An 8713-nucleotide genomic window follows, 5' to 3' on the forward strand; every position below is an offset into this window, starting at 1 on the left:
GCTTTGGTCCCACTACAACCCCGCAGATGGGCCATCATCATTTGTACCGGAACACCGGTGCCGGATTCGTGGATGAAGGCGTTGCTGCAGGCGTGAATCGCTGCAGCACCGTAGAAGCAGACGGCTGGGGTGGGTCGTGGGGAGACTACGATCTTGACGGCGATCTCGACCTGGCGATTTCCGGTTTTCGTGATCGCGCCACCGGCAACTGCCTGATGCGCAACAACGGCAACGGCACGTTCACGGATGTCACCGCCAGCAGCGGATTGCGACCCTCCATACAGGGACTCGCCGGATACACCCCCCACTTCGTCGACATGAACGATGATCGCTATCCGGAACTGATCTGGATCGGTGATTTCTCGACGAGCCTGTACTACATCAACAATGGCAACGGAAGTTTCAGCAACGGAACAACCGCGTCCAACACGAGCTTGGATTTCAGTGAGATGGGCATGGCCGTGGGCGACTGGAACGAAGATGGCCTCTTCGATTTCTACGTTTCGACCATCGGCACCAACAACTTCTATGTGAACCAGGGGAACCACGTCTTCCAGAACCAGTCGGATCAGGTAGGCGTGACCAATGGTGGTTTCGGTTGGGCGACCGTCAGCTTCGACATCGATCACGACTCCCACTTCGATCTGGTCAATGTCGCTGAAATCGGTCGCAATACCGTGTTCATGAACAGACTCGATGAAGGTGTGTTGACCTTCGAGGAAGTTGCCACATCCATAGGACTTGGTTTCAATGGCGATGGCCGCGGCCTGATTCGCGTCGACTACGACAACGATGGCGATCAGGACCTGCTCTTCCTTCCCGGGGGATCGCCGATCGTCCTGATGCGCAACGACTTGAGTGGACCCAACACCAACTGGTTGAGGATCTTCCTCGAAAACGACGGCGTTGGCAGCGCGACACCTCACGGCTTTGGCGCAAAAGTCAGCATTCAGCTTGGCGGACGCACACTGATCAGCCGAATAGAAGGCGGCAGCAACTACCTTAGCCAGAACGAGGCTTCAGCCCATTTCGGATTGGGCGGTGCAGCGACCGTGGATCTCGTTCGTGTCGATTGGACCAATGGCCTGGTCACCGAAGTCAGCAATGTGTCCGCCAACCAGACTCTGGTGCTTCATCCGCCGGACCTCATTTTCAAGGCCGCGTTCGAGTAATTGCCTGACGGTCTCGAATGGCGGCAGATTGCCGGAAATTCACGCGATTCATCAGGCAAGTTTCACTGAGCGAAACCTGCTGAGGAGATTCACTCTCCCGATCCGGAGTTTCGCAACGGAAGTCCGTCCGCGCGCACTATTCTTCGAGCACCCATTCGGACTAAGGTGTATCTGTCGTTGCGCAGGGTCACTCTGGAACCTGCAGCACGTGCACTCCCCTCCCCAAGCAAAGAGAAACTCATGCCCCCAAGCAAGAACCGTCAGTTCAAGTTGGCCCAGCGTCCAGTAGGCATGGTCAAGCGCAGTGATTTCGACTTCGTTGAATCGTCGATCCCGGAACCGGGCGAAGGCGAAATTCTGGTCAGGATCAAGTTCATTTCCCTGGACCCGGCGATGCGCGGCTGGATGAATGAAGGCAAGTCGTACATCGCACCGGTGGGCATCGGCGAAGTCATGCGCGCAGGCGCGGCTGGTGTGGTCGTCAAATCAAACAATCCCGCCTTCTCCGTCGGCGACCACGTGACCGGCGCCATGGGCGTACAGGATTTTGCCATCTCCAATGGCAAGGGCCTGACCAAGGTCGACACGTCGCTTGCGCCCTTGCCTGTTTACCTCAGCACCCTGGGCATGCCCGGCATGACAGCCTACTTTGGCATCCTCGAAGTCGGCAAGTTGAAGTCCGGCGACACTGTCGTGGTATCCGGAGCAGCCGGTGCCGTCGGCCAGGTTGTCGGGCAAATCGCGAAGATCAAGGGTTGTACCGTTGTCGGCATCGCCGGCGGTGCTGACAAGTGCCGGTACGTGACGGAAGACCTCGGATTCGACGCGGCCATCGACTACAAGTCGGAGGACGTCAAGGAAGGTCTCAAGAAGCATTGCCCGAAGGGCATCGATGTCTACTTCGACAACGTCGGTGGAGAAATTCTTGACGCGGCGCTTTCACGCCTGGCGATGAATGCACGCATCGTGATCTGCGGCGCAATTTCACAGTACAACAGTACCGAGCCCGTTGCCGGCCCGGCCAATTACCTGTCGCTGCTGGTCAACCGCGCCTCGATGACAGGCATGATCGTATTCGACTACGTGGCACGTTATGGCGAAGCTGCCAGCGAGATGGCTGGCTGGATGCAGCAGGGAAAACTCAAGACCCGCGAAGATATCGTAGATGGTCTAGAGACCTTTCCGGAGACCCTGCTGAAACTGTTCAAGGGCGAAAATACGGGAAAACTGGTGCTCAAGGTTGCCGAGGACTGATCGCACGCAACGCGGCGTCTTGCGCCTGCGAATCAAAACGACCAGTCAACCTCGACGCCGCTGCGTTCGTTGTCCCAGATCATTGAGGTGATCTGCCATTCGCCCGCCTTGTTGCGGAACAGTTGAATCGAGTTGATGCCACGCCGCTCCGGCGTGGCATCATCCGGCGCGTTGCGTGCTTCGTAGACGCTCCAGGCATGCGCCATGTTCCCGAACACGTGCACACGGCGCGCCACCTCGACTTCGAAAAAATCGTGCGTGGCGAAGAATTCGCCGGTATCTGCAGAGTATTCATCCATGGTCATGATCTTCATCCACGATGCGCCCTGGTCATCGACGCCGGTACGCATCTGGCGTGCGTCCGGATGGAATACTTTCGCTTGCAGCGACCAGTCGCGTGGCCCGGCGGGCCCGGATACCATGGCGTACATGGCATCGATCACGCTGGAGAGGTCTTTGAGATCAACCTTGATTTCATCCATCAGTGATTCCCCGTTTCTCTTGCAGGCACGCTGCGAAGAAAGGCGTGGATTGCAGCAATCTCTTCGTCAGTGAGATGTTTGGTGACCGATATGGGCATGTAGTCGGCCTGCAGCAAGCGACCATCTCTGGCGACTCCCTCACGCAACGCCTTCTTCAGGTCCGCCTCACTCCAGTTTGCCAGCCCCTCGGGACCAGGCGTCAGGCTGGAGGCATCGGGCCAATTTGGCGGAGTACCTGGAATATGACCGCCGGAGAATGACTTGCCATGGCAGCCCTGGCAGGCGGTCGCAAGATAGGCTCCATATTCCGGCGTACGGCCGGGAATCGGCTGCGCCGGCTTCGAATCATGGGGAACATGCTCGGCCGACAACAAGGGCACTTTCCCGGCAACGAGCAGGAGTCGGGCAACTGGACCCAATCGGTTTTCGGGCAGCGTGCGTTCCACTGCAGGCATGGCATGCAAGTAGGCAAGCAAGTCGCCCATGTCCTGGTCACTGAGGCCAACGAGCTCCCCGGAAGGCATGAGCAAGAGCGAGCGACCATTCCGCGCCACGCCGTGCCGTATGGCGCGAACGAGGTCGATATCGTCAAGGATCCCGACGCTGGAACCCGATGTGAGATTGGGTCCTGAAAGCCGGGCGAACATTGGATCGTCAATCACGCTTGCCCCGCCCAGGTCACTCCCATGACAGTCCATGCACCCGCGAATCGCTGCAACGTGGGCACCCCGTTCAATAGCTCCGATATCATTCGGTACCGGAGGAACCTCTGGTGCAAATGCGTACTGCCTGGCCATGCGCTGCTCGCTGAGCCCGTAGACCGCGGCGAACGCAACCACGACCAACACGATCAATCCCATCAACAAGCGGCCTGTCCACTTGAATAACCTGCGCATGTCTCTCCTCCCGTTCATGCAAGTTCAGCTGTCGATATTCAAAGCTTTCTTCCCGACCATCATTGCGGCAATGCAAGCTGCTCGATCAATGGTGTCTTGCATTCCGATTGAAGCCACGCACGGCTTGCTGCCGACAGGCATACCGCTTGCGCTCGGCAAGCTCATCTCCCGGTGTTCAAGGGGACGAGCCTGCCATGTTCGAACAGAGCTACTGGAAGCCATCCCGGAAGATGATGTCCGTAATCAGGGTGTTGTTGTCGCTGGCCGTGTTGTTGCCCGGAATGGTGTCCGAGACGGGTGGCTGCACCGTTGCCGTGACCGAGGTGTTGATCGATGACGGTGGAGTGCCTGCCGGTGCGGCAACCGATGCAGTCACCAGGTAGGTCAGGCTGCTGGACTTCGGCATTGCACGCGTCTGGCTGATCGCACCTGTGCCGGTCGTCGCGCAGGTCGCCCCGCCGGTCCCGGCACATGTCCAGCTGACGTTGCTCAACAGCGCGGGGAGTGTCTGGACAATCGCGACGCCAGGGACATCCATGATCGTACTGTTGTTGGTGACTACAATCGTATAGGTGGTCGTGTCCAGCGGAGCAACCCAGTTCACGCCATCGCTGTTGCTGACCGATACATCGGCGAACAGGTCGTCATTGAGGACCAGACCGGCTCCCTGGGCCTGGCCTACAGTGACGCCGGCACTTGCAGCGCCCAGATTGACGAAGAAGGTCTCGTCAATTTCCGGCACCAGATCCCCGACAACGGCCACGGTGATGCTACGCGTCTCACTGGTCGTACCGGTGAAGTTCAGTGTGCCGATATTGCTTGCGTAGTCTCCCGGCTGCGTAGCCGTGCCGTTGGCCGTACTGAACGGCACAGAGAAGCCTCCCTGAACCGACCCGCTCAGGCTCACCGTGAAAACGAAGTTGCTGGTGCCGCTGTCGCCCTCAACCTGGCTGACGTTGTTTACCGCGACTGAAGCCGCGTCGTCGTTGTTGATCGTGCCTTGTCCTGTGTCATCGCTGACCGTGACACCTGCATTGCTCGGCGCACCCAGATTGACCACGAAGGTTTCATTCGGCTCGAGTACGGTATCGCCGACCACGGCGACGGTGATTGTCCGCGTCTCACCGGGACTGCCAGTGAAACTCAACGTGCCGCTGTTGCTGGCGTAGTCACCCGGCTGGGTGGCCGTGCCGCTTGCAGTACTGAAGGGTACGCTGAAGCCTCCTTGCACAGCACCGGACAGGCTCACCGTGAAAACGAAGTTGGTCGTGCCAGCATTGCCTTCAGCCTGGGTCACGTCGTTGATTGCGATCGAGGCACTGTCGTCGTTGAGGATCGTACCCAGGCCGGTGCCATCGGCAATCGTTGCGTTGACTGCATTTGAAAGATTGACGTTGAAAGTCTCGCCGGCCTCGAGCTCACTGTCGTCCAGGATCGTCACGTTGACTGTTGCGGTGGCAGATCCTCCAGCACTGAATTGAACGACAAGGTTGGAGATGCCGAGGTAGTCGGTGCCCGCCGTCGCAGTCCCATTGGACGTGTCGACTCTCACGTCAACATCCTGTTCCGTATGTGAGCGTGTGATCGTGAACTGCGCCACACCAGCGTTTTCGCCGACGCTTGCGTCATCGATGCCGAGGCTCGCTGGCGGCACCGGCATCGTGTAGCTGACAACACGACTGCGCCAGTTGAACGAGCCGTCTGCCGACAGGTACTGACCGATGTACCAGAAGGTCCTGTCGTCGACCGGATCCACCTGGATCGTTGAATAGTCACCCCATCGAGTCAGGTTTCCGGTCTGTGAACCACCGCCCGCAACGGCCGTGACTTCGGCTTGCAGCGTACCGGGTGCATCGCCCACTTCACGACCGGCCACGGCCATGGATGGGAAGACGCCTGCTCCTGCATTGGCTATGGTGTAGCCCATCAACATGTTGCCCCAGCGATCCATGGCAATCGATCCCATCCAGCGGTCGCCAGTGGCACCAGGATCATAGGTGCCGTTCTGGAACAGGACGGGTCGGTTGGCGACCACGGGATCCGATGGGTTCCCAAGCGGGTTGCGGATCTCGTACCAGCGTAGCGCGGCTCCACGCGATCCAGAACCATCCGGGTCAACCGAATGCGTGACCATCATGCTTTCGATGCCATCGCGATTGCGATATGCGAGTCGGTACATCAATCGTGTTCCCAACGTGTCGAGCCGGTTGGTTGTGCCAGGCTGCGAAATGCACGCACCCCCTCCCCCATTGCAGGCGTAGGTAGTGGCCCCGATCGGAATGCTGATGTACGAACCGGAGGCTCCGCCGACCCCGTTGCCCAAGCTGATCGTGCCGGCAACGAAATTCGGTTTCAGCTTCAGATAGCGAAGACTGCTACCGGCCGCGGTCACGCTCATGAAAATCCCGCCCTGGGTCAGGTCGCTTGGCAGGGTTGTGCCATCCAGATCTGCCGGAAGGAATGATCCAAGATTGGCGTGGGAAGCGATTGGTGCGCACAATGTCGTGGCCGTGGGGTCGCCGACCAGCATCTTGGTCCGATCCGATGCGCACAGGGCGACTCCGGTGAAGCTGCCCGCCGGTGACCCACCGAACATGTTGTATGCCGTGTAATAGCCATCCGGCCAGACACCCAGCTTGCCGTAGTCATTCAACCCACCCGGCGAGGTCGAGCTGAATTGCACCGTGTAGCGGACATAGCTGCCGGTTGGATCGCCTGTAGTGGAAACAGCGAAACACTGGAAGTACGGTGCGGCAGCATTCGAGCCGCTGACAGAGAACGCAAACTGGCTCAGGATCCAGCGATCAGCGAGCCTGTCGTACTGGAGGATCGGGTCACCACGATTGGTTGTTTCACAGACCCCGCCGACACCGACGAACAGGGAATTGCCGTTGAGTGGCCCGACCAGAACCGTGCCTGACTTGTTGTAGACGGCGAACTGGGAATTGACCCAGGCTACGATGTGGTTTGGACCGACGGCGAGAGTCATGTCCGGCGGCGCGCCGGTCAGCGTAAATCCCGGAAGCCCCAAGCCAGGACCTTCGAAACTGACCCCAGCAACGGCTGCTAGCGGCTTGGGAGCGAACTGCTGCAAGACAGAGGAGGCACCGGGAGACGAGGGTGCCGCGAGTTCGGGCGCGAGGAGGATTTCATCGAGTTCGAACTCGAATAGCTGGCCGTTGCCTGGCAAGACTTCGACAGGATTGCGAGAGATCTCCAGCAGGCTCGGCGACTCACCATGGAATACGGTTGCAGGGGTCAATGGCAGCGTATCGATCGGCACAGGGTCCTGAGCCAACCCCAAGTCGGGGCCAAACGCCAGGCACAGTCCGACAAACACGACCAGCGACGTGACTTTCATGCAGAAGACCCCTGATGCCCCTATAAGAAGTCGTCACGCTACGCCTAGATCGCGCCTTCGGCAATGCAGAAATTTGCGTAGCCCCTCGACAGGAATCAGCCAGGTTTCTCCGCCCATGAAGTCCGGGGATCTGGCTTGCCGCGCCGGAGCGAGATGGCCGGAGAGATCGACTGGCTGACTGCCTGGCGCTCCTGAATCCTTCGCCCGTCCAACGCCGTGAAGGTGGGTCGTGGGCCGCAGGTTCTCTCCATGGTTTCTACATCATTGCCAATACGGAAGAGACTACGATGGTCGAGGGACTGCCGCTTCCAGAGCCGTCAGCTCCGGGAATCCAGCTCGGGAGGGAAAAGCGCAATGAAGTTGAAGGTGTTGATCAGGCACGGCGCAAGCGTGCTTCTGGGATGCCTGCTGTTCGGAACCGTCCACGCACAGCAAGTCGATCCAGCCCTGCCCTCGCCACCCTACGACTACTTTGTTCCACTGCCAGCCTACTTTTTTGTACCGGCCGTACCCGGCTCACCGACCCAGATCGCGGTTGTCGACCACGACAACACGCCGGGAAGCAATCCGACCACGAATGCCGGAGCTGCTTTGGGAAGGGTGCTGTTTCATGACCCGAATCTGAGCTTGAATCAAACCGTTTCCTGCGCGTCCTGCCATGAGCAGGCTCGAGGATTTTCCGACCCTCGGGCATTGAGTGTCGGCTTTGACGGCGGCCGCACCCGGCGCCATTCCATGGGCCTGACCAATGCGCGCTTCTACCAGCGCGGCCGGGCGTTCTGGGACGAGCGCGCCGTATCCCTGGAAGCCCAGGCGCTGATGCCAATCCAGGACGCTGTCGAAATGGGGATGAGCCTGCCCGAGCTCGAGAATCGACTGGCCACGGTCAGCTACTATCCCGCTCTGTTCGATGCCGCATTTGGTGATCCAGGCATCTCTGCCGACCGTATTGGCAAGGCACTAGCCCAGTTCGTGCGAAGCCTGGTTTCGATTACCAGCCGCTACGATCAAGGTCGCGCCATGGTCGCCAATTTCAATCAGCCTTTCCCAAACTTCAGCACTCTGGAAAACCAGGGCAAGACTCTCTTTCTGACCGCCCCGCAAGCCGGCGGTGCAGGCTGCGGCGGTTGCCACGCCACTGAAGCTTTCGTCAACGACCAGAATGGCCCGATCAACAACGGCCTCGATGCCAATAGCAGCACGGACCAGGGTGCCTTCGAGACGTTCGGAACACCAAACTTCCTCGGTTCGTTCAAGGCGCCGTCACTGCGCAATATCGGCGTGCGCGCGCCATTCATGCACGATGGGCGGTTCTCGACTCTGGCTCAGGTCGTCGAACACTACAACAGTGGCGTCATGCCACATCAAAACCTGGACCGGCGCCTGCGTCTGCCCAACGGAAGTCCGATACGCCTGAATCTCACACAAGCTCAGAAGAATGCCTTGGTGGCCTTCATGAATACACTGACGGACAGTGCGTTTCTGAGTGATCCCCGCTACTCCGACCCGTTCGCATCTCCGAGTTGTGCAGGTGTCGGCGAATGCATC

The 8713-nt window shown here is 59.2% G+C and carries 6 protein-coding genes; 3 read left to right on the top strand and 3 right to left on the bottom strand.

The window, feature by feature from the left end:
* Together WBP53_RS00635 and WBP53_RS00640 are read left to right on the top strand one after the other, a co-directional pair.
* The coding region (locus WBP53_RS00635; RefSeq protein ID WP_423924893.1) for a CRTAC1 family protein at positions 1–1172 on the top strand (1172 nt) is incomplete at its 5' end.
* A gap of 240 nt (positions 1173–1412) precedes the next feature.
* On the top strand, positions 1413–2426 hold the full coding sequence (locus WBP53_RS00640) for an NADP-dependent oxidoreductase (RefSeq protein ID WP_423924895.1): 1014 nt from the start codon (positions 1413–1415) through the stop codon (positions 2424–2426).
* A 32-nt stretch (positions 2427–2458) separates the two neighbouring features.
* Here the strand turns inward: WBP53_RS00640 and WBP53_RS00645 are convergent, their stop codons facing one another.
* From WBP53_RS00645 to WBP53_RS00655, 3 genes are all read right to left on the bottom strand, one after another.
* On the bottom strand, positions 2459–2908 hold the full coding sequence (locus tag WBP53_RS00645) for a hypothetical protein (RefSeq protein WP_423924897.1): 450 nt from the start codon (positions 2906–2908) through the stop codon (positions 2459–2461).
* Positions 2908–3804 carry a c-type cytochrome gene (locus WBP53_RS00650; protein ID WP_423924899.1) on the bottom strand — a complete coding sequence of 299 codons (897 nt, stop codon included), beginning with the start codon at positions 3802–3804 and terminating at the stop codon, positions 2908–2910. The genes WBP53_RS00645 and WBP53_RS00650 overlap by 1 nt, the downstream gene beginning before the upstream one ends.
* Before the next feature lie 208 nt (positions 3805–4012).
* Positions 4013–7165, bottom strand: coding sequence for a Calx-beta domain-containing protein (locus WBP53_RS00655; protein ID WP_423924901.1), 3153 nt, complete (start codon positions 7163–7165; stop codon positions 4013–4015).
* Between the two features lie 354 nt (positions 7166–7519).
* Between WBP53_RS00655 and WBP53_RS00660 the strand changes: the two genes are divergently transcribed.
* Positions 7520–8713, top strand: a 1194-nt coding sequence (locus tag WBP53_RS00660; protein ID WP_423924903.1) for a cytochrome-c peroxidase, incomplete at its 3' end; no start/stop codon positions are given.

Source organism: Dokdonella sp., from assembly GCF_049593775.1.
Classification (GTDB): Bacteria; Pseudomonadota; Gammaproteobacteria; order Xanthomonadales; family Rhodanobacteraceae; genus Dokdonella.